This is a genomic window from Novosphingobium sp. CECT 9465 (genome assembly GCF_920987055.1).
In the GTDB taxonomy this organism is placed as follows: domain Bacteria; phylum Pseudomonadota; class Alphaproteobacteria; order Sphingomonadales; family Sphingomonadaceae; genus Novosphingobium.
In genome coordinates this window covers 1,490,256-1,513,371 of sequence record NZ_CAKLBX010000001.1, presented here as the reverse complement: position 1 = coordinate 1,513,371, position 23,116 = coordinate 1,490,256, and the positions used below count along the sequence as shown (strand labels likewise).

Sequence of the window (23,116 nt, the reverse complement as noted above, 5' to 3'; positions counted from 1 at the left end):
CTCAGACCTCCAAGGACATGGTGGGAAGAAGCTCGGCAGCCCAACCAAGGCCGCGCGCGGCAAGCCAGACGGCGGCGAAGCGCTCGCGCCCGTGTCCGGCGATCATCTGGCTGATCTTCGCCTGATCCGTTTTCGACGAGGCGGCCGTGAAGGCGAGAGCGACCTCTCCCAGGCCCAGCTCGAACAGGCGGTTGCCGCGCCGGGACTGGCAGAAATAGTCGCGCTTGGGCGTGGCGCGGCTGAGGATCTCGATCTGCCTGGCATTGAGCCCGAAGCGCTCGTAGACCGCCTGGATCTGCGGCTCGGCGGCGCGCTCGTTCGGCAGGAAGATGCGTGTCGGGCAGCTTTCGATGATGGCAGGCGCGATCGAGGAGCGCTCAATGTCGGCGAGGCTCTGGGTCGCGAAGACGACGCTCGCATTCTTCTTGCGCAGCGTCTTCAGCCACTCGCGCAACTGCGCCGCGAACGCGGGATGGTCGAGCACGAGCCAGCCCTCGTCGATGATGATGAGGGTCGGTCGCCCGTCGAGGCGTCGCTCGATCCGGTGGAAAAGGTAAGAGAGAACGGCGGCGGCAGCGCCCGCGCCGACAAGGCCCTCGGTTTCGAAGGCCTGGACGCTTGCGTGGCCCAATTGCTCGGCCTCAGCGTCGAGCAGGCGGCCCCAGGGGCCACCCACGCAAAAGGGCAAAAGCGCCTGCTTGAGCTGCTGCGACTGGAGCAGGACCGCAAGGCCGGTCAAGGTGCGCTCGGCGACCGGTGCGGAAGCGAGCGAGGTGAGCGCGGACCAGAGATGGTCCTTCGCTGATGGATCAAGAACCACGCCCTCGCCACCAAGGACGGCCGCTAGCCATTCCGCAGCCCATGCGCGCTCCGCGGGATCGTCAATGCCAGAGAGCGGTTGCAACGCGACCCCGGCGTCATCAGCATGCAGCGCACCGCCAAGGTCCTGCCAGTCCCCGCCCATGGCGAGCGCCGCAGCGCGGATCGATCCGCCAAAGTCGAATGCGAAGATCTGGTTGTTCCGATAGCGCCGGAACTGCAGCGCCATCAGCGCGAGCAAGACTGATTTGCCTGCGCCGGTGGGTCCGACCACCAAGGTGTGACCGACGTCGCCGATGTGCAGGGCAAAGCGGAACGGCGTGGAGCCCTCGGTCTTGGCAAGGAAGAGCGGGGCATCCCCAAAATGGGCATCGTCGGGCGGTCCAGCCCAGACGGCGGACAGGGGCAGCATATGGGCCAGGTTTTGCGTCGAGACCGGAGGCTGGCGGACGTTGGCGTAAACATGTCCCGGGAGACTGCCGAGCCAGGCCTCGAGTGCGTTCATGCGCTCGCTCGTGCAGGCGAAGTCGCGGCCCTGGATGACCTTTTCGACCTGACGCAGCCGCTCGGCGGCAAGGCCGGGATCCCGGTCCCAGACGGTGACGCTGGTCGTTACGTAAGCCAGCCCGGCATGGTCGGCGCCGAGTTCCTGCAGGGCGAGGTCGGCATCGGCCGCCTTGTTAGCCGCATCGCTGTCCATAAGCACTGAGGCTTCGTTGGTCATGACCTCCTTGACGATGGCCGCGACCGACTTGCGCTTGGCGAACCATTGGCGGCGGATCCGCGACAGCACGCGCGTAGCATCGGTCTTGTCGAGCATGATAGCGCGGCAGCACCAGCGATAGGCGAAGGACTGGCGATTGAGTTCGTCGAGGAGGCCCGGGAAGGTGGCGCTGGGAAAACCGTTGATCGTCAGCGTGCGCAGATGATGCTCGCCAAGCCGCGGCTCGAGGCCACCGGTGAGGCTTTCGTCGGGCAGGATCGCATCGAGATAGGCCGGCACTTCGGGCACGCGGACGCGATGCCGCCGGGTCGAGATGCAGGAGTGGAGATAGGTGAGCGTCTCGCCATCATCGAGCCAGGCCGCCTCGGGCATGAAACCCTCGATCAGGCCGAGCAAGCGATCGGTGCGGTCGATGAAGGTCCGCAGCCACTCCCCTGCCCCGGCCTGCAGCTTGGCCTGGCCTTCGAACAACCAACTCTCGGCACGCGTCGCCGCCTCGGCGGGCGGCAGCCAAAGGAGGGTCAGGAAATAGCCGCTTTCAAAATGCGCTGCCTCTTCCCGGAACTGCTCCGCGCGTTCACGGTCGACCAAGGCAGAAACCGGATCGGGAAACCGGGATTCCGGATAGGCCAGCGCCGGAAAGCGCTGCGCCTCGACGAAAAGCGCCCATCCCGAACCCAGGCGGCGCAGGACATTGTTGAGCCGGGCGGTCACCGCGACGAGTTCTGCGGGCGTCGCGCTGTCGAGGTCGGGACCACGAAAACGCAGCGTCCGCTGCAATGCGCCATCCTTGTTGAGGACGACGCCGGGCGCGACCAGAGCCGCCCAGGGCAGGAAGTCCGGCAGGGTTGCGGCGCGCGAGCGATATTCGCGAAGCGACATCATGGCCGCATCCAGACCGGGTAGCGCAGGTGGCGCCGGGCCACTTCGAGGAACTGCGCATCGTGGCGGGCGGCCCAGACCGAGAGGGCATGGCCGATCGCCCAGAGGGCGAGTCCCGCGAGCCACAGGCGAAGGCCAAGACCGATTGCGCCGGCAAGGGTGCCATTGACGATGGCCATGGACCGGGGTGCGCCGCCCAGCAGGATGGGCTCGCTGAGCGAGCGATGCACCGGCGCGAAATAACCTGCGACCTCTTCGCCGGACATCAGACGAGCGCCCCGCCGCCGAACGAGAAGAAGGAGAGGAAGAAACTCGAAGCAGCAAAGGCGATCGACAGACCAAAGACGATCTGGATCAGGCGCCGGAAGCCGCCGGACGTGTCCCCGAAGGCCAGCCCAAGCCCGGTCGCGATGATGATGATCACAGCGACGATCTTGGCGACAGGCCCCTCGATCGACTGCAGGATCGACTGGAGCGGCGCTTCCCACGGCATGGACGAACCAGAGGCAAGGGCCGGCGAATGAACGAGCAGCGCAGCGCTCAGAAGCGCAACCGAATGAAGAGCGCGGCGGGCGACGGGCGCGCGATGATAAAATGGCGTCATGCAAAAACTCCAAGGGGTAAGGATGGAGAGGAAAGGCGATAGTCGCCGGTACCGGGGTCGAGCCCGTCGACGCAGGCAAGTTCCGAAAGGCGACGGCTCCCTGCGTCGCGGACCAGCACGGCGATGACGCCTATGGTCTCTGCAATTGCTGCGCGTGGCACGGTGACCACGGCTTCCTGAATCAGCTGCTCAAGACGCCGAAGCGCACCCAGGGCCGTCCCGGCGTGGATTGTTCCGATGCCGCCGGGATGCCCTGTCCCCCATGCCTTGAGCAGATCGAGGGCTTCAGGCCCGCGGACCTCGCCGATGGGAATGCGGTCTGGACGCAGGCGCAGCGACGAGCGCACAAGATCGCTCAGCGATGCAACGCCGTCCTTTGTGCGCAACGAAACCAGGTTCGGGGCCGCACATTGCAGTTCGCGGGTGTCCTCGATGAGGACGACACGGTCGTTGCTGCCAGCCACCTCGGCCAGCAGCGCGTTGGCAAGCGTGGTCTTGCCGGTCCCAGTGCCGCCCGCGACCAGAATATTCTTCCGTTCAGCGACAGCGCGCCGAAGAAAAGCCGCCTCCCCTTCCCCCATGATGCCGACCGCCACATAGTCTTCCAGACTGAATACGGCGATTGCTGGCTTTCGGATCGCGAAGGTTGGTGCGGTGACGACAGGCGGAAGCAGTCCTTCGAAGCGCTCACCGCCTTCGGGCAATTCGGCCGAGACGCGCGGATTTCGCGAATGGGCTTCGGTGCCGGCATGGTGGGCGACGAGGCGGATGATGCGCTCCCCCTCGGCCGACGAGAGAAGGACGCCGCTATCAGCTATGCCTGCCCCGAGCCGGTCGACCCACAGGCGTCCATCCGGGTTGAGCATGACCTCGATGACTGCGAGGTCCGCGAGCCATCCGGCAATGTCCGCGCCCATCGCGGTACGCAACATGCGCGCGCCGCGTACACTGGCTTCGGACTGGACAGATAGCGGGCTCATTCGCACTCCCCGAAAGCGCCGCAAAAGAAGCTCACAGCGCGCTGGGGATGATTAAGAGACGCAGAAATCGCGCGATTTCAACACAGATGAGGCATCGTCGTAGCCTGGCGCAGAACGACAGGGAGAAGCGTAGTGCGCGTGTCGAGATGACCGCTTTCAAACGAAAGCGCACTGCCTTGCATCCGTCTCTTCCGACCGTTTCTGCTTACCCGCGGCACAGCTCGACTTGACAAGGTAATGAAAATTCCTTACCTCAACCCTCATCATCCAGGAGCAGATCATGTCCGCGCTACTCAAGGAAGAAAGCACAATTACTGCCAAGGGGCAGACGACGGTCCCCAAGTCCGTCAGGCAGGCCTTGGGCGTAGACTATGGTGGACGCATCACCTTTGTCGTGGACGACGCGCGCCGGGTTTATGTCGAAAAGACAGTCGAGGAGCTCAGCGATCCGGTTGTCGATCGCTTTCTGGAGTTTCTTGCACGCGATATGGCTGGTCGCCCGGACACATCCATCGTGCCCTTGCCGACGGCCATGCGCGATCGCATGGCCGCGCTGGTTGAAGGCATGGACATTGGCCTCGACACTGAGATTGACGGGGATGTCGCGCTCTAGCCATGCTCACGATCAATGGCTGGACCATCCTCGCGCATCCGCTCTTTCTTGATCAGCTGGACAGGCTAATAACTGCGGTCGAAGCGCTAAAAACCAAGAAGCCCGACGACTATCAAAGGCACGCCAATACGAAGCTCTTGGCGATGCTGAACAAACTTGTCTTCGAGGCCATTCCGAACGATCCGACGGCAACGATCTACCGACAGGGCTCGACGCTCGGCGACAGTTACAAGCACTGGTTCCGCGCGAAATTTGGCAACGGTCGCTTTCGCCTGTTCTTCCGTTATGACTCGGTTGCCAAAGTGATCATTTTTGCGTGGGTCAACGACGAGACGACACTACGCACCTATGGTGCCAAATCCGACGCCTATCATGTTTTCAAGGGGATGCTGGATGACGGCAATCCGCCCGACGATTGGCCTGCGCTGCTCAAGGCAGCTTCTGAACCTTCGGCGATGGAGCGGCTCGGTTCGGCTGCACCTGCCGAGTCAGACTAGGGCTCGGCCTCCAGAAAGTCGGTTGGAACAGGCTCAGGCCGGACTGCAGAGCGTCGCCATGGCTCATGAGGCGTTGTGGCCCGTGACGGCAAAAGTTGCAGCTTGTGTCAGCCTGCAGCCGCTAGATGCCGATCGATAGCAATCAGCTCAGCAAGATCAAGCCATCCCCGCAGCTGGCTCTCGATCTCCCTGATTGGCTTCCACGCCGCCAGCCAGTTGTCGGTGACATAGAATTCCTGCTCGGTCACGGCCCTGACGTCCTGTTCGAGGATGAAGCCGTAAGCCTCGAACGCATTCCCTTCCTTCACCACCACGATCTTCCAGAACCGGCTCGGGATCTGAATGCGGGCCTTGCCTGAGACATCCTTCCCGTAGAACCAGCGGTCGTCCGGGGCGAAGATCGGGCCAGCAAAAATGCAGGCCGCCTGGGCATCCTTTTTCGTCACGGCGGCGATTGCCGATTCCAGATCTCCCCAATTGTCCTGGCCCGCAGCGCCCTGGTTAAACACTTTGGTCTGGGGCGAGCAGTTGGTGACATGGAACGTGTCGCCATTCGCCATCTGGATTTCTTCGAAATGCTCGCCCCAGCACACATCGTCGCGGCGAACGATATGGCCCTTGTCGAATGCGCCGCGGTCTTCGCTGTAGAAGACGTCGGGGAGCTGGTATCGAGAGGCGATGCGAGGATCTTCGACCCAGAGTTCTGCGTATGTCGCCCCTTGCGGCCATCCGGCAAGACCGTCGCGTGAGGTCGACTTGCCATCGACCATCTTCGCCCGCTTGCGCCAGTCGACATTGGAGGCGGTGTAGAGCGTAAGCCGTCGCTCCTTGTGCATCCATACCGAGAAGTGCCTGTAGCGCAGTTCGGAATCATTGCCTTCGAGCAGAGGCGCCAACACTTTCTTGCCGGCCGGCGTGACGACGGGTTCCGGAACGGGTGCCGTTTCGTCGAGGAAGCGTGGATCGAAGCCAGCGCGTTCATCAAGGCCGTCGTAGATCACGGGCGTGCGCATCTCGAAGGCTTCAGTCTCGATCGGCACAGTCTGGACGACCAGTGGAGCCGCGGCCCCTGCAACTTGCCTCACTTCAAGGCTGACGCGCAGTTGCAACGGAATGACGACGCTGGTCGCACTGGATGACACGGTCATGGGCTCGGCCTCCTCGGTTAAAATCTCGGGTTCCATCTCGCGCAGAGACGCAACCCCTGACTTGGGCGGTGGATTTGAAGCCAGCGACTGGATCGCTGAGGACATGATGTCGCCACCGCGGGTTGCAGCCTCGATCTCGGGCAGACGCACGGGCCAGTTCGACTTTACCGCTTCGAGCAAATCCTGGATGATCCGGCTGATGCGGAAGCCCACATTGGCCTCCCACGCGACATCACTTTCCGTGAGACCGTCCAGACTGTCCGTAGTGCCACCGGCGGCCAGAACATAGCGTCTGCCTTCGCGCTTGATCCGCCCACTGGAATGGAGCGCCACCACCTGCAGGCTGTCGTTGAACACAGGCGAACCCGAGGAGCCATGCGCGGTATCGGCCTGATACCAGATATAGGGTTCGTCTTCAGCAGCGCGCACGACTTCGTTTTCGCGCAGCGCGATCTGCATGGGGACGCCGTCCGGGTGCTGAATGATGGTGACAAAGTCGCCCTGCTTCGCTTTTCCACTCTCGGCAAAAAGCCGCAAATATTTGCGCTCGAGGATGGATATGCCCGCAGAAGACCGCGGTGCCACAGCGATCACGCTGTAGTCGAGGTCGGCATTGAAAGCGAAGAATTGATCCGGCCGCAGGTCGAACTCGTCAGGATCGGCAGGGCGCTGACCCGAAACATCAAACCAATAGTCAAAGCCGATGCGGGAGCTCGCAACTGAAGCTGCATCGGGGAAAACGTGGTTATTTGTAAGAATGAGACCTGGCGCGATCAGGAAGCCGGTTGCCCACCCCTGCCGACCACCACCTTGTACGCGGATGCGTCCAACGCAGCGACGCGCGAGGCTGCAGCGGTCCAGAAAGTTGACATCGAGCAGATCGTTGGTGCCGAGCAGGGCTTCCTGCTCGAGCGGCGTGGCTGACTGCCCGTCTGCCGTAAGAAACTTGAAGCGCCTGGCAACCAGATTGGCGGAAGGCGCTGCGGCCGGAGCAAGTCCTGCCGCCTCAGAAAATCGCTCAAGGTCGATGTCGCTCAGTTTCATGGAGGCCCCCGCCGTGAAATTAGCGTTCCAGCATGGCAACAATATTCCATCGAGTGAATACTCATCATCCTGTGCCAAGCACTGCCCGGATACAAGACTTATATCTTCAGGATCGAACACAAAGTCTTAGACGCATGTTCGATCTTCGGATGTCGGGAGCAGGCTTCGCGATCCACTGGTGAACGGCCAAGAAGGCGGTGCAGCATTCATGCAAGCCTCTCTCGACGAGCCTGCTGCGCGCCGAGGGGCACTCGTATTGCCTCCAGGAACCGCGCACCCTCACCCACCCTTCTCGGAGATGCTGAACTTCCATGCCCGTTTTTCGAGGTGCGGCTTTGATTGCCTTCGCACTGCTGGCGACATCGCCCAATCCCGCCGCCGCGCAGAATGCCACGCCATCGTCCCCGGTCGGCGCACAAGACTCACGCCCGGCGGCCTCCGCAACCGACGGCCACGCGCAAGCCGCACTGTTTGGCCAGGCGCTCGACATCATCCGCCAGAACTACAATGGCCCGGTCGATCCCGACGGCCTGACCAGCACGGCGCTCAAGGCTATGGCCGGATCGCTCGACGGGCACTCGGTCTACATGACACCGCAGGAGTTCAAGGACTTTCAGGCCGGTGCGACCGGAGAGTTTGCAGGGATCGGCACGGTGATCGAGGTCGCCGATGGCAAGCTGCGCGTCATCGCGCCAACCGACGCTGGTCCTGCCGCCCGCGCTGGCGTCGGGGCTGGATGGTTCATCCGTTCGATCGATGGCCAGACCGTCGAGCGAACCACGCTCATCGAAGCGACACGGCGGCTACGCGGTACAGCGGGCACGACGGTCGCGATCACCTTTATCGATGGCAGTGGGCATGAAGTGCCGCTCGTCCTGACGCGAGAGACCATCCACCTCCACAGCGTCTACCAGCGTCGCATCGGTTCGATCGGCTATGTCCACATTACCGGTTTTGCCCAGGTGACCGACCGCGAACTTGGCGAGGCCCAGGCCGACTTGCTTAAGGCAGGCCCAATGACAGGGCTGATTCTCGACCTGCGCAACAACACCGGAGGATTCATTGATGCGGCCGTGCATGTCGCATCCCGGTTTCTGCAGCCTGGCGCGGTCGTCGTGAGAACCGGAAAATCCGCAAGCGCGACGACTGCAATCGTTGCTTCGGACCAGGGCGAGGCACTCCGCCGACTCCCAGTGGTTGTGCTGATCAACGGCGGCAGTGCGAGTGCATCCGAAATCGTGGCGGCCGCACTTCAGGACAATCATCGCGCCAGCCTGATTGGGCTCGTCACCTTCGGCAAGGGTCTGGTGCAGAACATCTTCCCCCTGGCGCAGGGTGCACAAGGTGCGCTCAGCGTAACAACGATGCGTTACTACACGCCGTCCGGGCGCTCCATCCAGCGCATCGGCGTGACGCCGGATCTTGTCGTTGCACGTACCGCGCGCGAAGCTGAGGCCGCCGTCAAGGGTGGACAGATGTTCACCGAAGCATCGGTGTTCAACGCACCGGACAACGAAATGCAGCTCAAGCGCGACGAGCCTGACACCGTGGAGGGTCCGGTTGACGAGGGTCCGCAGCCCGACAAACCATTGTTCGCAAAGCCCCTGCCGGACGATGCGGACATCGCCGCCGATTTTCAGATCCTGCGCGCTCTGGATGTCCTGCGTGCGAACAGCCCCGATGGGGCGAACCCGGCACGAGCCGTCCGACTTTACCGGCGTCCGCCGCCCGAAGCCCGCGCAGTGGTGAACGGCAGTTGACAGGCCAAGAGGGCACTGCCTGTTCAGTCATCTGGATCCTGCCAGTTCACCCGGATTTCGCCTGAGAGGATCTGCGCGGCTCTCCAGATGCAGCGCAGGTCCAGATTGCGCCTGCAACTCTGAAAGTAACGCCCGGTACTTGCGCGCCGGTCAAGCTCGACCAGGCTCAATCCGGCCAGCGCCGCGCGCTGGCGGATGCCATCGAGCAAGGGCACACCCAGCAAGACAGGTGCACGCCTTGGCCGCGTCAGCCCAAGATGCTGCGCCTTGGCCCGGATCTGCCCCAGTTGAAGATGGGGAAACTTCCCTACCAAATCCCGATCCGCAATGCCCTGCGCGAAGAGTGCGCGCAGCGAGGCAACTTCGATGTTGGTCCAGACATGGCGGACGACAGTGACCCCGATGCGTCGGGCGCGGTGCTTGAGCGCGGAGCGCGTGCGAAGCTTCAGTTGCCGTTGCAGGCGGTCATAATCGGGATAGAGCGCGCGGATGAGTTGATCTTCTTCGGCCGTCCAAGACGATGCCGATCGGGGAGAGGTCACGACACGAGCACATCCCGCCAGACCAGCTCCGGCATGCCACCCAACAGCTCGATCGCTTTGTGAAGAGCGGACCAGTTCAGATGCCGTGGCCGCACGAAATAGCCATGCGTGCCCAGGAAGCTGTCGAGATCTGTCATCGAGAGGCGATAAGCAAAGGCACGCGCGCGCACGTCATCGACGAGGGCAAGACCGGTCGGCTTGGGTGCCCGCCGCGGCCGCCGAACGCCAATGGCAAAGGCCTTGCCCCAGATCTGCCGCTTAGACTTGCCGGGAAACATCGTCAGGAGATCGTCGATGGGGACGCCTGTCCGGTAGGGCGAGCGCAAAGCCGCAGTTTCCTGAGCATTCCAGATACGTCGCGCGCACACCAACCCCAGTCGGCGCAGCTTGTTGCCGATCGCTTTGACTGTTCGCCGGGGGAGCAGCGCTGGCAAAGCCTCCCGATTGACATGGTGACGACGGAGGATCGCAATCTCGTCGGACGTCCAAACGGCGGTCCCGGCCAGAGTGAGACCAGTGCGCGCGATGTGACGGTAGATGATGCTCTGCCCCTGCAAGCCGCTTCGATAACGGCGAGCATCGAGCCCAAAAATGGGAGATGATGGGTTCATGGCGCAGTTCAGTTCCGGTCGGTCGAATGCGTCCCGTCAACGGGAGCGGAAGGCATTGTCTGGCGGACCGGGATTAACCCCGGCCCCCAGGCGTGCCGTGTCTGCGGCGCAGTAGACTCAGGAGCCGCCCGAGTGCTGGGTTCTGGTGTTCGGCGAGCCAGCACGCGCTGGTCGGCACGAGTTCGGGCCCTTGGGATCCGATGACCTCGCGGCATTCCAAGCCGTCTCCAGCGCTTGCCAGCGCAGATTCGAGGCAGAGACACAGGCCGTGGTCCGCACGGACCATCCGGAAGATGGTCGGCAGGCTCACATTATGCTCGATCACGACCGGCGCGCCACCTTGAGGTCGGATGCGGTCGGCAAGGAACGTGCGGACATCCTCCGATGGCTCGCTGTGCGAGAGGAGAAAAGTTTCACCGACGAGATCGGCCCAGCTGAGAGAGGCAAATCTCGTCAGGCGATGCCCCTGCGGCATGACGGCGAACACGCGCTCGTGCCAGAGGATCTGGCTTTGCCCTTTGAACTCGCTCGTCCGGCCATGGACGACCGCCAGATCGATGGTCTCGGCGATCAGCGCATCGAAAAGACAGCCGCTGGCAAATTCAATGGGCACCGGGCGGATGTCGCCCAGTTCCGCGTCCTGGCGAAGAAGCAGGTCATGCAGGGGGCCGGCGCCAAGCGGCCCATAATAGCCGACCGAGACTTCGCCCGCCTGCCCGTTTGAGATGCGGCGCATGCCGTCGACCATCGTGTGGAAGTCCACGAACATGCGCCCGCTCTGGCGCAGGAATATCTTGCCAAGGCGCGTTGGCACGGCGCGGCGATGCCGCCGTTCGAACAGCGGCACCCCGACCAGGAACTCGAGATCACGGATCCGGCGGTTGACCGTCGCCGGCTTCATGTTCAGCGCTTCGGCGGCCTTGCGAAAGCTGCCGTGGAGATTGAGTGCAAGCGCTGTCTCCACATGGATCCGATCAATGGCGCTCCGGATGCGGGCTGGATCGACGGGCGGAGTGTCAACGTTCGATTCCTCGAAACCGCGCAGCAGCTTATGCACGCCCGGCTCCTGCGACCCTGAAGCGGCGCGCAACCACGCCGCCTGGACCACGCACCGCAATCCTGCGGCTCTGCCCGGAATTGGTCGCGAGCCTGCGGGCCACGCGCGCAGGCGCAGACGTGCGCACCGCCAGCTCACCAAAGCCCAGAGCCAGACTTGGGACCACCAATCTATCGCGCACGACCGGCAAACCGGCGGCGACCGTCTGACGACAGAACAAGGCGGTGCCCCGCTCCACTGCCCCCATCCCGGCCCATTGGAGGAGCAAGATTGCCAGAGTGAGGACGATCAGGGCTGCAAGCAGCCAGTTGGTCCGACGGGAAGCACAGAGGAACGCGCCCTGATACAGGCGCGCTTCGCTGCGAAAGGTGGACACGGTGAGCCCTGTGGCGCGCAATGCTGCGTCCTGGTCATGGCGAAGCGATGCGAGCCCTTCGCCAAGCGCATAATAGACCAGCCGCTTCTCGGCCGCGCTCAGCCGCGCAAGACCTTGAGCATCGTCTTCGAGGACGGCCCGCTCCACCGCCAGCTCCAGACGGTCTGGCGAAATCCCCAGGTTCGTCAGGAGACTGGCAAGCCGACGATAGTCGATCACGGGGGGCGTTTGCACGAACGGTTGCGAGCCGCGGACCATAAGACGCTTAATTGTTGTAGCCGGCGCTAACGACGGCCACCTTGCAGAACTTGCCCTTTGCAACGAGGGCCGGACAAGCGTCTGCACGCAGCGGCGTCGGCTCGTCGATGACGACGACGTAGCGATCGACATTTGGCGAAACCCGCACCACCGCCCGCTGACCGCCATCGAGCCTGAGCGCAAAGCGCGCCTGGTTTGCCGAGAATATGGCAAAGCCGCAGCTATGACCGGGGCCTGCATCGCAACCAAAGGTGACCTGTGCAGTGACCTCGGGCGAACTGGAAGCGACGGGCAGATAGGGCAAAGTCTGCGCAAACAGGAGCGCGAGCGTCAGCATAGATTTTTCCTGGTCATGAACATCTGGACGGTGTGCGTTTGCCTATCCGGAAGGGCGACTTCGCCGATCAGGCCCGCATCGCGAGAAACGCCAACGCAAATGCGCCGAACATGCCTGCGAACATCAAGGTTTCGGAGCGCGGTGCCCAGACACTGCGCTGGAACGGCCGACGGCGCCGCCGACGCTCCAGCCATGAGGGTCCGACGATGGCGAGAAGAATGCAAAAGCCTGCGCCCACCCATAGCAAGGTGCGCAAGTCGAGCGACAATGGATTGAACATAGCTCTGGGTCTTTCGTGAAGGGCCGGTCACTGCGCCATTCACGCAGCCTGGCGATCCAAGGCGGGCGCGGTGCACGCCGACCGGCAAATGCTGCTCACGCACACACATGCTCCGCACGTGACCCCGCACACTTGGCGTCGCCAAAGAGGCCAAACAGGAGGTCGTCGTAGGTGGCGATGAGATCCGGATCGCTGGCGAGAAAGCGCTGGATCAGGCCCCGCTGCCGTTCGCGATATTCCAGCCAGTTCTCATCATGGTCCGCGCAGATCGCAAGTATATGGCGGGCAGCAACGTCGATCTCGTTCTCCGGGTAATAATAGCCCAGGTCCTTGATCAACTCGGCGTTGTGAACAAACGGGAACCCCTGCCAGCAGCATTCGAGGTAGAAGTAGTTGAGCGGCACGCCCCATTGGTGCGAGACGACGAGGTCGGTTTGCGCGCTCAGGAAATCGGGTGTGCGGACGCGGCCATGGAAGAACGCCTTGCCCGCCTTGACGATGTCGAGATGGCGCATGAGCCCAGCGAATTCGCGATCGTCGTGGACCATGTGGTCGCTGTTCGCGACCTGCAGGATTTCGAACTGATCGGGAGCCTGCCGAAAGGCCTGCTCGGTCGCCAGGATCGGGTACATGCAGAATTTGAGGACATCGACATTGGGCTCGATGACCGAGACGCGGCGCGCCCCCTCCCGCGGCCGATATTCACCGCCTTCGGGCAAGTCCTTCGAGACTGCCTCGATGGCCAATGGGTCCCAGATGAACGGCACGGCACGTGCCGGGCAGCGCCGGAAGGTCTGCAGGAATGGCAGCGTTGTAGGGGCATTTTGCGGGATGACCCAGATCTCGTCGTAGTCCGGGTTGATGAACAGACCGTCCCACAGAGGTCGGCGAAAGATCATCGCCTCCATGTTCTGCACATATTCCGAGCCACAGCTGTAGCTGACGAGTTTGGTGCCCTGTGCCTTGATCCGGGCCGATTGATCAGGACCGATCTGTCCGCCGAGCTCGATCAATATGTCGAGGCCGTCACAGCGGTCATCAAAGCGCGCGGTCGGCAGCAGCGCCACGTCCCAGGGCAGGCGGTCGGTGATCGGGACACTGGTGGTGTTAAGCAGGACCACCTCGTGGCCGAGAGGCGAGTTCTGCAGCAGCTTGGCGAGGAAGATCGCGTTCTGCTTGATCCCATTGATCCACAGGCTTTCGTCGGGCGCGTGTAGCCCGATGGTGATGCCGATGCGCAATCCGCGGCGTTCCATTATTTGCCCTGCCATTTGAGTGAAGCCTGGCGGCGCAGGATCAGGCAGCCGCCGGTGTTGGTGATGAGGGTGTAGGTTTCACCGGGCTGTGCCGGGTTTTGGTAGACCATGATGCCGTCGATCAACCGCGCCGAGGGGAAGCCTTGCAGCTCGCTGGCGGCGACGGCCGTGCAGGTCTGCTGGGAGAACGAAGCGCGCTCGACCAGGACCGCGCAGCCGGCCTGGGTCGGGATCGCGGCGATCGTCAACGCGGCGCGCTGGCTGCCATTGCCAAGGCCGGTCAGCGAGAAAAAAGGAGCCGCGTCGGGCGCCGCGCGATCCCAATCAACGATAATATCTTGCATCGTAGCCCCGCTTGTCGCGCGCTGAGCGATTCCGGAGATCATGGGCAAGCAGCGCTTCACCCCGAGCGTCCGGGCGGCCGAGACGACGAGCGGTTCGGGTTTGGCGGGACGAACCCCCTGCCCCGCCGCCGACAGGTGACCGCACAGAAACCCCGCCACAACAAGTGGCAAGGTCACCAGCGCACGACGCCTCCAAGCGCCCTGTTTCCTCATGCGGCGGCCCGCCTGGCGACCAGTTCCTGGAGCACTTGGGTGTAAAGGGCGATATTTCTCTGGGACACGGGGTCGAGCCGCTGCAGCAGCCTGCTGGCATCTGCCCGATAGGAAGCGAGATTACGGTCATGTTCGGCGTGCGCCTGGCGGAGCGCAAGCGCGCCATCCTCGGGGTCGAACGACTGGTAACGATAGCCGCAGCCGTCGAGCAGGTCGGAGTTGTGGATCAGCGGGAAGCCGCCGTACAGGGCCTCGTAGTAGAGGTAGTTCTGGGCATTTTCCCAATGGTGCGAGACGATTGCATCGGCGCTCGCACCCATGACGTGAAAAATCGGGAACCGGGCCTCGAAGGACGCAAGGCCTTGCTGCACAAGGTCCATCGAGCGCGCGTAAGCGATGAAGTCCGGATTCTCCTTGATGGTCATCGCATTGTAGACCCGTAAATACTCGATTGCGCGGGGATCGCGGCGATGCGCCACGTCGCACAGCAGGAGCGGCAGGTGGCAGGTCTTAACCGTGCAGATGTTGGGTTCGAGCACGGCGAGCCGCCAGCGCTGGCGTCCAGGCTGATAGGCAAAGGGCTCGGTCACACCGTGCCGCTCCATGGCGCGGTCGAGCAGCGTCGGGTTCCACAGGTGCTGCATGACGCGCACGGGGGCGCGAAAGCCAGTCTGATAATAGTGCCCACAGGTCTTCTCGAAGGCGGGCAGCGTCCAGATCTCGTCATAAGGTACTGCGGTCATCAACAGTGCGTGATCCAGCCCGAACGCCATACGCTCGGCGTCGATGACGAAGTCATTGGCAACGCGCATGCCGACGATGCGGCCTCCGCGGTCGGCGAACTGGCGTCCCCAGTCCGGATTAAGCTGGGCACTCAGCTCGATGATGATGTCGAGCTCGTTCATGGCCTCATCAAGCGACAGCACCGGGGCCGGCGCACAAGCGAGAAAATCGCCCGCCTCTGCCGGATTGCCAGGGCCGCCGTTGACGATGAAGCACTTCTCGATGGCGGGGGAGCGGGCCAGCAGCATCAGCAGGAAATAACAGTTCTGGAAGATGCCGTTCTCCCAGAGTGACTGATTGCCATCGCGAACGTAAAGCGTGACGCCGACCTTGAGGCCCGACGACTTGGCGGTGCGAATCTTCTTGCTCATGCTGCGCGCTTCCGTTCGGAGACCAGGTCGAGAAGTCGGCGTCCGAAGATCGAGAGATTGTCCCGGTTGCAGGGATCGAGACGGTGGATGAGAGTGGCAGCAGCGGCCTTGTAAGCGCCCAGTTGCTGATCGTGTTCACGGCAAGCGCGAAGGAATTGCGCAGCACCAGCCTCGGTATCGGAGTCAGGATAGTAGTAGCCGACGTCGCGGTAGAAGGGCGAATTGTGGATGAGCGGATAGCCACCCGCGAGGGCATCCAGATAGAGATAGTTCTGCCCGCAATCGATCTGATGGCTGACCACGATATTCGCGCCGCGCGCCATGACATGGGCGAAATAGTCGCGCTGATGGACGGACACTTTACCGACCTTCTGGAGGTCGGTGTTGTCGAGCATGAAAGAAAAGGTCGGATGCTCCCGCAATTGCACGAAGTTGAACAGCTGAGCATGCGCCAGATGCTCGGGGCTGCGGCGCTGCACCTCCTCGCAGATGAAGAGCGGGATCAATCCCATCTTGATCGGCGAGATGTTGGGTTCGAAGACGGCCGCAGTCGCAGGCCCGGAAGACAGGGTTCCGGCCTTGTAGCCAAAGTTGATCCCGTCGGGCTGGCGGACGGTCTCATCGAGAAAAGTGGAAGCCCAGATCAGCGGCACGATGTGCAGCGGGCAGCGGTGAATGCTGCGCACCATGGGTGCGAAAGCGGCATCCTTTTCGAGAAGCCAGACCTCGTCGCAGCGATCGGGCCCCACGAAGCAACCGGGTTTGCCGAACGTGGTATGATCAACCAGAGCGGCATAGGGCTGACCTATGCTGTGGTAGGCAACGCGTCCGCCGCGAGCACGAAACCGGGCAATCCATTCGGGATCAAGCACCCCTGACATTTCGATCGCGACATCGACCAGGTCGGTGGCTTCGCTCAGACGGATCAGCGGGACACTGTGGCTGAAATCGCCGACACCCGAAGGCGCCTGGTCCTGATCGCCGCAGTTGAGCAGATAGACCGCCTCGACGAAGGGCAGATGCCGGCAGAGCGTCGCGAGGTGATAGACATGCTGACCGATGCCATTGCTCCAGATGTTCTGGCCGGCGTGGGTGATGATGGAAATGCCGATACGCATCTGAAGCTATTCACTGGCCTGCGCCCAAAGGGCGGCTGTGGAAGGGAAAAAGGTGGGAGTTGCAGGGTGGGAGACCTGCAACTCCCGGGTTTCGATACGCCCGGCTAGGTGGGTCCGGGCGTATCGACAGAGGCATCGATTACCAACCGAACGAGACGCCGGCGCCGTAGGTGGACTTGCCGCCCGAGATCGAGGCAGCAGCCCGGACCTTGACGTTCTCGCTGACGCGGCCGGTAAAGCCGAGCGCGAAGGCCTGGTAGCCATCGAACCCGCCGACAGCGCCGCCTATCGAGAAGCGCTGGTCAGGATCAATATCGGGGATCATGCCAATCGCAGTGGCACCGGCGATACCGAACGAGGTGGACCGCGCCAGATCGTAGACCTGATTCTGGACACCCACGATCTGGTTGCCGAGCGTAGCCGTCGCACGGTTCACCTGCCCCACGGTCGCCGCATCGGTGTCGGCAATGCCGTCACCCACATTGGTGATCCGGCGGGTCTGGCTGGCAGAACCCACAGACACCGTGTTGGCGCCGCTTGCCGTGCTGCCATCGCCCAGAACAACCGCCCCATCATTCCCGGCCCCAACGTTCACGTTGTTGCCGAGCACGAACACGCGGTTCGAAGCGATGGTGTTGTTGTTACCCACGGCATAGCTCGAATTGCCGCTGACCACGTTCGGGTCGCCGAAGGCACCCGAGTTCGAGCCAGTGACCACGTTCTTGTAGCCGATCGCGATGGACTGGGTGCCCGACACCTGGTTGGCGTTGCCGATCGCGACGGCGCTACCGCCAGATGCGATATTGGCATAGCCGATCGAAGTGCTCGAGTCCCCGGTTGCCGACGAGCGGAAACCGACCGCCGTAGCGTTGGAGTCCGAAGCAAAGGCATTGGAGCCGTAGGCAGTTGCGCCAGTCGCCTTGGCCTGGGCACAGACGCCGGTAGCCGTAGCATCGATTCCCGAAGCCGTGGTGCAGGAACCGGAGACGTTACCCGCCGTCTGCGTGCTGCCGCCAGCGATACCACCGAGTGTCTGCAACGTGCCGTCCGCATTGGCGCCACCGATGTTGGTGGCAACCGCACCGCCTCCGTTCGCTGCTGCTGCCGCCGCCTGCTGCACGATCGGTGCAACCGCCGTGGACAGCGTGCTCATCGAACTGGCGACACTGCTGAGCGTCGACGAGGTCGTAGTAGACAGCGAGGCCAGGCCCGATGCCGTGGTCGTCGAGAGCGACGCCAGCCCCGTCGAGGTTGCAGACGATACGGAAGCCACTTCGCTCGCAACCGTGCTCAGGCTGGCCGCCGTCGTGGTCGAGAGAGACGCGAGGCCCGACGAGGTCGCCGTCGAGACGGAAGCAACGTCACTTGCCACCGTGCTCAGGCTTGCTGCCGTGGTGGTCGAAAGCGAGGACAAGCCGCTCGAGGTAGCCGTCGACACCGAAGTCAGACCGCTCTCGGTTGACGTCGAGAGCGAAGCCAGCCCGGTCGACGCTGCCGTCGAAACCGACGTCAGTCCCGATGCGGTGGTGGTCGACAGAGAGCTCACCCCAGTCGAGAGAGAGGTCACACCGGTCGACAGCGAGGCCACGCCTGTCGAGGCCGCCGTCGAGACAGAGGTCAATCCGCTCTCCGTCGCGGTCGACAGCGAGGTCAGGCCGGTCGAAATCGTACTCACACCCGTCGAGAGCGAGGCCACGCCCGTCGATGCTGCCGTCGAAACGGAGGTAAGTCCGCTCTCCGTCGCCGTCGATAGCGAGGTCAGGCCGGTCGAAATCGTGCTCACACCCGTCGACAGCGATGCAACGCCTGTCGAGGCCGCCGTTGAAACGGAGGTCAATCCGCTCTCCGTCGCAGTCGACAGTGAGGTCAGGCCAGTCGAAGCGACAGTCGAGAGCGACGTGAGCCCGGAGGCGGTCGCGGTCGACGCTGCCGTCGAGACCGAGGTCAGCCCGCTGTCCGTTGCCGTCGAAAGCGACGCCAGACCCGTCGATGCCACAGTCGAGAGCGACGTGAGCCCGGAGGCGGTCGCGGTCGACGCTGCCGTCGAGACCGAGGTCAGCCCGCTGTCCGTTGCCGTCGAAAGCGACGCCAGACCCGTCGATGCCACAGTCGAGAGCGACGTGAGCCCGGAGGCGGTCGCGGTCGACGCTGCCGTCGAGACCGAGCTCAGCCCGCTGTCGGTTGCGGTGGAGAGCGACGCAAGACCAGTGGACGCAACGGTCGAGAGCGACGTGAGCCCGGAGGCCGTGGCCGTCGATGCCGCCGTCGACACCGAACTCAGACCGCTGTCCGTTGCGGTGGAGAGCGACGCCAGGCCAGTCGAAGCGACAGTCGAGAGCGACGTGAGCCCGGAGGCCGTGGCCGTCGATGCCGCCGTCGACACCGAACTCAGACCGCTGTCCGTTGCGGTGGAGAGCGACGCCAGGCCAGTCGAAGCGACAGTCGAGAGCGACGTGAGCCCGGAGGCCGTCGCGGTCGACGCTGCCGTCGAGACCGAGCTCAGCCCGCTGTCCGTTGCCGTCGAAAGCGACGCCAGACCCGTCGATGCCACAGTCGAGAGCGACGTGAGCCCGGAGGCGGTCGCGGTCGACGCTGCCGTCGAGACCGAGCTCAGCCCGCTGTCGGTTGCGGTCGAAAGCGACGCAAGACCAGTGGACGCAACGGTCGAGAGCGACGTGAGCCCGGAGGCCGTGGCGGTCGATGCCGCCGTCGAGACCGAGGTCAGCCCGCTGTCCGTTGCCGTCGAAAGCGACGCCAGGCCGGTCGAAGCGACAGTCGAGAGCGACGTGAGCCCGGAGGCGGTGGCCGTCGATGCCGCCGTCGACACCGAACTCAGCCCGCTGTCCGTCGCGGTGGAGAGCGACGCCAGACCAGTAGACGCCACAGTCGAGAGCGACGTGAGCCCGGAGGCCGTCGCGGTCGACGCTGCCGTCGAGACCGAGGTCAGCCCGCTGTCCGTCGCGGTGGAGAGCGACGCCAGACCAGTAGACGCCACAGTCGAGAGCGACGTGAGCCCGGAGGCCGTGGCGGTCGACGCTGCCGTCGAGACCGAGGTCAGGCCGCTGTCCGTCGCTGTCGAGAGCGAAGTCAGGTTGCTGTTCGTCGACGCCAGGCCCGTCGAGAGCGAAGTGATACCGCTGTTCGCCGAGGCAACGCCGGTCGACAGCGAAGTCACGCTGCTGTCGGTCGCCGTCGAGAGCGAAGTGACGCCGCTGTTCGCCGAGGCAACACCAGTCGACAGCGAGTTCACGCTGTTGGTGGTCGCGGTGGACAGGGACCCAAGCGCACTTGCGCCCGCAGTCGAGAGCGACGTGAGCCCGGAGGCGGTCGCGGTCGATGCCGCAGTCGAGACCGAGGTCAGGCCGCTATCCGTTGCGGTGGAGAGCGACGCCAAGCCCGTCGATGCAACGGTCGAGAGCGACGTGAGCCCGGAGGCGGTCGTGGTCGATGCCGCTGTCGAGACCGAGGTCAGGCCGCTGTTCGTTGAAGTCGAAAGCGAGGTCAGGTTGCTGTTCGCCGAGGCCAGGCCCGTCGAGAGCGACGTGACACCGCTGTTCGCAGAGGCAACACCAGTCGACAGCGAGTTCACGCTGTTGGTGGTCGCGGTGGAGAGGGACCCGAGCGCACTTGCACCCGCAGTCGATAGCGACGTCAGGCCGGAGGCCGTCGCGGTCGACGCTGCCGTCGAGACCGACGTCAGGCCACTGTCCGTTGCGGTTGAAAGCGACGCTAGCCCCGTCGATGCAACGGTCGAGAGCGAGGTGAGCCCAGAGGCCGTCGCGGTCGATGCCGCCGTCGAGACCGAGATCAGGCGCGAAGCCGTCGCCGTCGACAACGTGCTCAGCTGTGCGACGTTGACTGCGTCAGTCGCATTCGTACCGGCCGCGAGGCCTGTAATTTGCCGCGTCGCCGTGGAACCATTGCCGATAGCAACGGCACCCAGTGTGCTCCTCCAAGCCGCGCTGGAGGAAGCCGACCCGGCCCCGGTTGCGGGATCCCAGCCCACTGCACCCGAGCCGACGCTGGCAACGCTGCCCGAGCCGATGGCGACTCCGCCGGCGACCGATACCAGGGCATTGTTGCCCAGGATCATCGCATCGCTGGCACCCGTGCTGATCGAGCTACCGTTACCGACAATCCGCGCGCCGTTGGCGCCGCTCACGATGACACCGTCGTTACCGAAGATGCCTGCATTATCGGAAGCAATGTTGTTGTTGTTGCCGACCGAATAGCTGCCGGCGCCGGAGACTGTGCTGGGGTCGCCAATGGCGCCCGAGTTGTCGCCCGTGACCGAGCCGTCGCCAATCGAGATCGACTGCTGACCGCTCGCCGTGGCACCAGCGCCGATCGCGATCGCCTTCGTATTCGAGGCTGTAGCGCCCGAACCAAGTGCAACCGCCTGGCTGCCGCCGGCCGAAGCTCCATCGCCTGCCGCTACAGCCTTGTTGCCACCGGCAGTAGGAGCCACAGAATTTGCACCAATCGCGATGCGATCACCGGCAGCTGCAGTGGCAACCGACGAAACGGTGGACGACAGCGAGGTGATCTGGCTGTTAGTCGCCGCAAGACCTGTCGACAGCGAGTTGACGCTGTTGGCAGTCGTCGAGACGCTTGACGACAGGTTGCCGACGTTCGCGTTCGTCGTGCTCAGGCTCGTGCCCAGATTGGCAGTTGCGGTCGACAGAGAGGTCACCCCAGTGGAGAGACCGCTGACCCCCGTCGAAAGCGACGTCACACCGGCAGTCGCTGACGAGACGCTCGACGACAGGTTGCCCACGTTCGCGTTCGTCGTGCTCAGGCTCGTGCCGAGGTTCGCCGTCGCGGTCGACAGCGAGGTCACGCCCGTGGAGAGCCCGCTCACCCCCGTCGAGAGCGACGCTACACCAGCGGTTGCCGAGGAAACGCTCGACGACAGGTTGCCCACGTTCGCGTTCGTCGTGCTCAGGCTCGTGCCGAGGTTCGCCGTCGCAGTCGACAGCGAGGTCACGCCCGTGGAGAGCCCGCTCACCCCCGTCGAGAGCGACGTCACACCGGCAGTCGCCGACGAAACGCTCGACGACAGGTTGCTCACGTTCGCATTCGTCGTGCTCAGGCTCGTGCCGAGGTTCGCTGTCGCGGTCGACAGCGAGGTCACCCCAGTGGAGAGACCGCTCACCCCTGTCGAAAGCGACGTCACACCAGCGGTTGCCGACGAAACGCTCGACGACAGATTGCTCACGTTCGAGTTGGTCGTACTCAAGCTCGTGCCCAGATTCCCGACGCTGGTCGAGAGCGAGGTCACGCCCGTGGCTACCGTCGAGACGCTTGACGAAAGGTTGCTGACGTTCGAATTCGTGGTGCTCAGGCTCGTGCCAAGATTGCCGATGCTGGTCGACAGCGACGTCACACCAGCAGTTGCCGAGGAAACGCTCGACGACAGGTTGCTCACGTTCGAGTTCGTCGTACTCAGGCTCGTGCCGAGATTGCCAACGCTGGTCGACAGCGAGGTCACGCCCGTGGTCGCCGACGAAACGCTCGACGACAGGTTGCTCACGTTCGAGTTCGTCGTGCTCAAGCTCGTGCCGAGGTTCGCAACACCGGTCGAAAGCGAGGTCACCTTGCTGTTCGCCGTCGATAGGCCCGTCGACAACGAGGTGACATTGCTATTTGCCGTAGACAGACCAGATGACAGCGAGGCCACGCCCGTGGTCGCCGTCGAAACGCTCGACGACAGGTTGCTCACGTTCGCATTCGTCGTGCTCAGGCTCGTGCCGAGGTTGCCCACGCTGGTCGACAGCGAGGTCACGTTGCTGTTCGTCGTCACGAACGCCGACGAAGTGGAGGTCGACAACACCGCCAAGCTGCTGCTCGCCGTGCTCAGTCCGGTCGAGAGCTGGCCAACGGTTGCTGCATCGCTGTTGTTCTTGCCATCAGCAATGCCGGTCAGACGACGGGTCCCGAAGTTCGCTTCGCCATTGGCCGGAGCGGCAACACCGGTCAGGTAGGCAGTTCCTGTGGTCGCGGCAGCAACGCTGCTGCCGCTGCCGATGGCAAGAGAACCAGCCGTCGCGGAGGCGCCCACGCTTGCGCCGTCACCGATTGCGACGCCCTTGGCTACATTGACCGCGCTCCCCCGCCCGATACCGATGCCCGACGTTGCAGAGGCAGCCACCGCCGCCTGCCCGCCGACTGCAATACTGTCTACTGCTCCGGCACTGGCTCCGGCGGTATTGTTTGCACCGATTGCCGTGGCACCAGTGGCTCCAGCGAGCGTCGTAGTACCGATCGCTATGCCGTTGATTGTGTTTGACACCGTAGCGGCAGTACCGATTGCAATGCCCCCAAAAGAGCCCACACCATTTGCCACAGTGGCACCACTTCCGAAGGCAATACTTGCCTCAGCCCCAGCAACCGTCGCCTGAGATGTACCACCATTCGAAATTGAAGTTTGTGCGGACCCAATTGCGATAGAATTTACGCCCGCCGCCGCATTCAGCGTCGCAGTGCTGCCCATCCGAAG

The 23,116-nt window shown here is 63.6% G+C and carries 21 protein-coding genes; 5 read left to right on the top strand and 16 right to left on the bottom strand.

What is annotated here, in order from left to right:
* Position 1 precedes the first annotated feature (1 nt).
* From trbE to trbB, 4 genes are read right to left on the bottom strand one after another with little or no spacing between them, the layout of a single operon-like run.
* Positions 2-2,428: a conjugal transfer protein TrbE gene (gene trbE / locus LUA85_RS07375; RefSeq protein WP_231468330.1), complete on the bottom strand. Its 2,427-nt coding sequence runs from the start codon at positions 2,426-2,428 to the stop codon at positions 2-4.
* Positions 2,425-2,691, bottom strand: a complete 267-nt coding sequence (locus LUA85_RS07370; RefSeq protein ID WP_231468328.1) for a VirB3 family type IV secretion system protein — start codon at positions 2,689-2,691, stop codon at positions 2,425-2,427. Before LUA85_RS07370 ends, trbE begins: the two co-directional genes overlap by 4 nt.
* Positions 2,691-3,029: a TrbC/VirB2 family protein gene (locus tag LUA85_RS07365; protein WP_231468326.1), complete on the bottom strand. Its 339-nt coding sequence runs from the start codon at positions 3,027-3,029 to the stop codon at positions 2,691-2,693. The genes LUA85_RS07370 and LUA85_RS07365 overlap by 1 nt, the downstream gene beginning before the upstream one ends.
* Positions 3,026-4,009, bottom strand: coding sequence for a P-type conjugative transfer ATPase TrbB (gene trbB, locus LUA85_RS07360; RefSeq protein ID WP_231468324.1), 984 nt, complete (start codon positions 4,007-4,009; stop codon positions 3,026-3,028). The genes LUA85_RS07365 and trbB overlap by 4 nt, the downstream gene beginning before the upstream one ends.
* Before the next feature lie 280 nt (positions 4,010-4,289).
* Between trbB and LUA85_RS07355 the strand changes: the two genes are divergently transcribed.
* Complete coding sequence (locus LUA85_RS07355) at positions 4,290-4,622, top strand: type II toxin-antitoxin system PrlF family antitoxin (protein WP_231468322.1); 333 nt, start codon at positions 4,290-4,292, stop codon at positions 4,620-4,622.
* Between the two features lie 2 nt (positions 4,623-4,624).
* Entirely contained in the window at positions 4,625-5,119 is a 495-nt protein-coding gene (locus tag LUA85_RS07350; RefSeq protein ID WP_231468320.1) for a type II toxin-antitoxin system YhaV family toxin, read from the top strand.
* A 107-nt stretch (positions 5,120-5,226) separates the two neighbouring features.
* Here LUA85_RS07350 and LUA85_RS07345 read toward each other — a convergent pair whose 3' ends face one another.
* On the bottom strand, positions 5,227-7,431 hold the full coding sequence (locus LUA85_RS07345; RefSeq protein ID WP_231468318.1) for a DNA/RNA non-specific endonuclease: 2,205 nt from the start codon (positions 7,429-7,431) through the stop codon (positions 5,227-5,229).
* A gap of 191 nt (positions 7,432-7,622) precedes the next feature.
* Between LUA85_RS07345 and LUA85_RS07340 the strand changes: the two genes are divergently transcribed.
* Positions 7,623-9,071, top strand: a complete 1,449-nt coding sequence (locus LUA85_RS07340; RefSeq protein WP_231468316.1) for a S41 family peptidase — start codon at positions 7,623-7,625, stop codon at positions 9,069-9,071.
* A gap of 23 nt (positions 9,072-9,094) precedes the next feature.
* On the opposite strand, the gene LUA85_RS07335 is transcribed toward LUA85_RS07340, so the two are convergent.
* The 11 genes from LUA85_RS07335 to LUA85_RS07285 form a co-directional block, all read right to left on the bottom strand.
* Positions 9,095-9,613, bottom strand: a complete 519-nt coding sequence (locus LUA85_RS07335) for an SANT/Myb-like DNA-binding domain-containing protein (RefSeq protein ID WP_231468314.1) — start codon at positions 9,611-9,613, stop codon at positions 9,095-9,097.
* On the bottom strand, positions 9,610-10,224 hold the full coding sequence (locus LUA85_RS07330) for a hypothetical protein (protein ID WP_231468312.1): 615 nt from the start codon (positions 10,222-10,224) through the stop codon (positions 9,610-9,612). Before LUA85_RS07330 ends, LUA85_RS07335 begins: the two co-directional genes overlap by 4 nt.
* A 73-nt stretch (positions 10,225-10,297) precedes the next feature.
* Positions 10,298-11,281 (bottom strand): LysR family transcriptional regulator, encoded by a 984-nt coding sequence (locus LUA85_RS07325; RefSeq protein WP_231468310.1) that lies wholly within the window; start codon positions 11,279-11,281, stop codon positions 10,298-10,300.
* Positions 11,274-11,876: a hypothetical protein gene (locus tag LUA85_RS07320; RefSeq protein ID WP_231468308.1), complete on the bottom strand. Its 603-nt coding sequence runs from the start codon at positions 11,874-11,876 to the stop codon at positions 11,274-11,276. The genes LUA85_RS07325 and LUA85_RS07320 overlap by 8 nt, the downstream gene beginning before the upstream one ends.
* 46 nt (positions 11,877-11,922) lie before the next feature.
* Positions 11,923-12,252, bottom strand: a complete 330-nt coding sequence (locus tag LUA85_RS07315) for a hypothetical protein (RefSeq protein WP_231468307.1) — start codon at positions 12,250-12,252, stop codon at positions 11,923-11,925.
* 67 nt (positions 12,253-12,319) lie between these two features.
* Positions 12,320-12,532 carry a hypothetical protein gene (locus tag LUA85_RS07310; protein WP_231468306.1) on the bottom strand — a complete coding sequence of 71 codons (213 nt, stop codon included), beginning with the start codon at positions 12,530-12,532 and terminating at the stop codon, positions 12,320-12,322.
* Between the two features lie 95 nt (positions 12,533-12,627).
* Positions 12,628-13,788 (bottom strand): DUF2827 domain-containing protein, encoded by a 1,161-nt coding sequence (locus LUA85_RS07305; RefSeq protein WP_231468304.1) that lies wholly within the window; start codon positions 13,786-13,788, stop codon positions 12,628-12,630.
* On the bottom strand, positions 13,788-14,309 hold the full coding sequence (locus LUA85_RS07300) for a hypothetical protein (RefSeq protein ID WP_231468302.1): 522 nt from the start codon (positions 14,307-14,309) through the stop codon (positions 13,788-13,790). The genes LUA85_RS07305 and LUA85_RS07300 overlap by 1 nt, the downstream gene beginning before the upstream one ends.
* A gap of 32 nt (positions 14,310-14,341) precedes the next feature.
* A complete protein-coding gene (locus LUA85_RS07295) occupies positions 14,342-15,499 on the bottom strand; it encodes a DUF2827 domain-containing protein (protein WP_231468300.1) in 1,158 nt (385 codons plus the stop codon).
* Entirely contained in the window at positions 15,496-16,617 is a 1,122-nt protein-coding gene (locus tag LUA85_RS07290) for a DUF2827 family protein (RefSeq protein WP_231468298.1), read from the bottom strand. The genes LUA85_RS07295 and LUA85_RS07290 overlap by 4 nt, the downstream gene beginning before the upstream one ends.
* Before the next feature lie 139 nt (positions 16,618-16,756).
* A complete protein-coding gene (locus LUA85_RS07285) occupies positions 16,757-17,770 on the bottom strand; it encodes a YadA-like family protein (protein ID WP_231468296.1) in 1,014 nt (337 codons plus the stop codon).
* Here LUA85_RS07285 and LUA85_RS07280 point away from each other — a divergent pair.
* Positions 17,754-20,849: a hypothetical protein gene (locus LUA85_RS07280; RefSeq protein WP_231468294.1), complete on the top strand. Its 3,096-nt coding sequence runs from the start codon at positions 17,754-17,756 to the stop codon at positions 20,847-20,849. The two genes, LUA85_RS07285 and LUA85_RS07280, sit on opposite strands and share 17 nt — an antisense overlap.
* A 276-nt stretch (positions 20,850-21,125) precedes the next feature.
* Positions 21,126-22,601, top strand: a complete 1,476-nt coding sequence (locus LUA85_RS07275; protein ID WP_231468292.1) for a hypothetical protein — start codon at positions 21,126-21,128, stop codon at positions 22,599-22,601.
* The last annotated feature ends 515 nt before the right edge of the window (positions 22,602-23,116 follow it).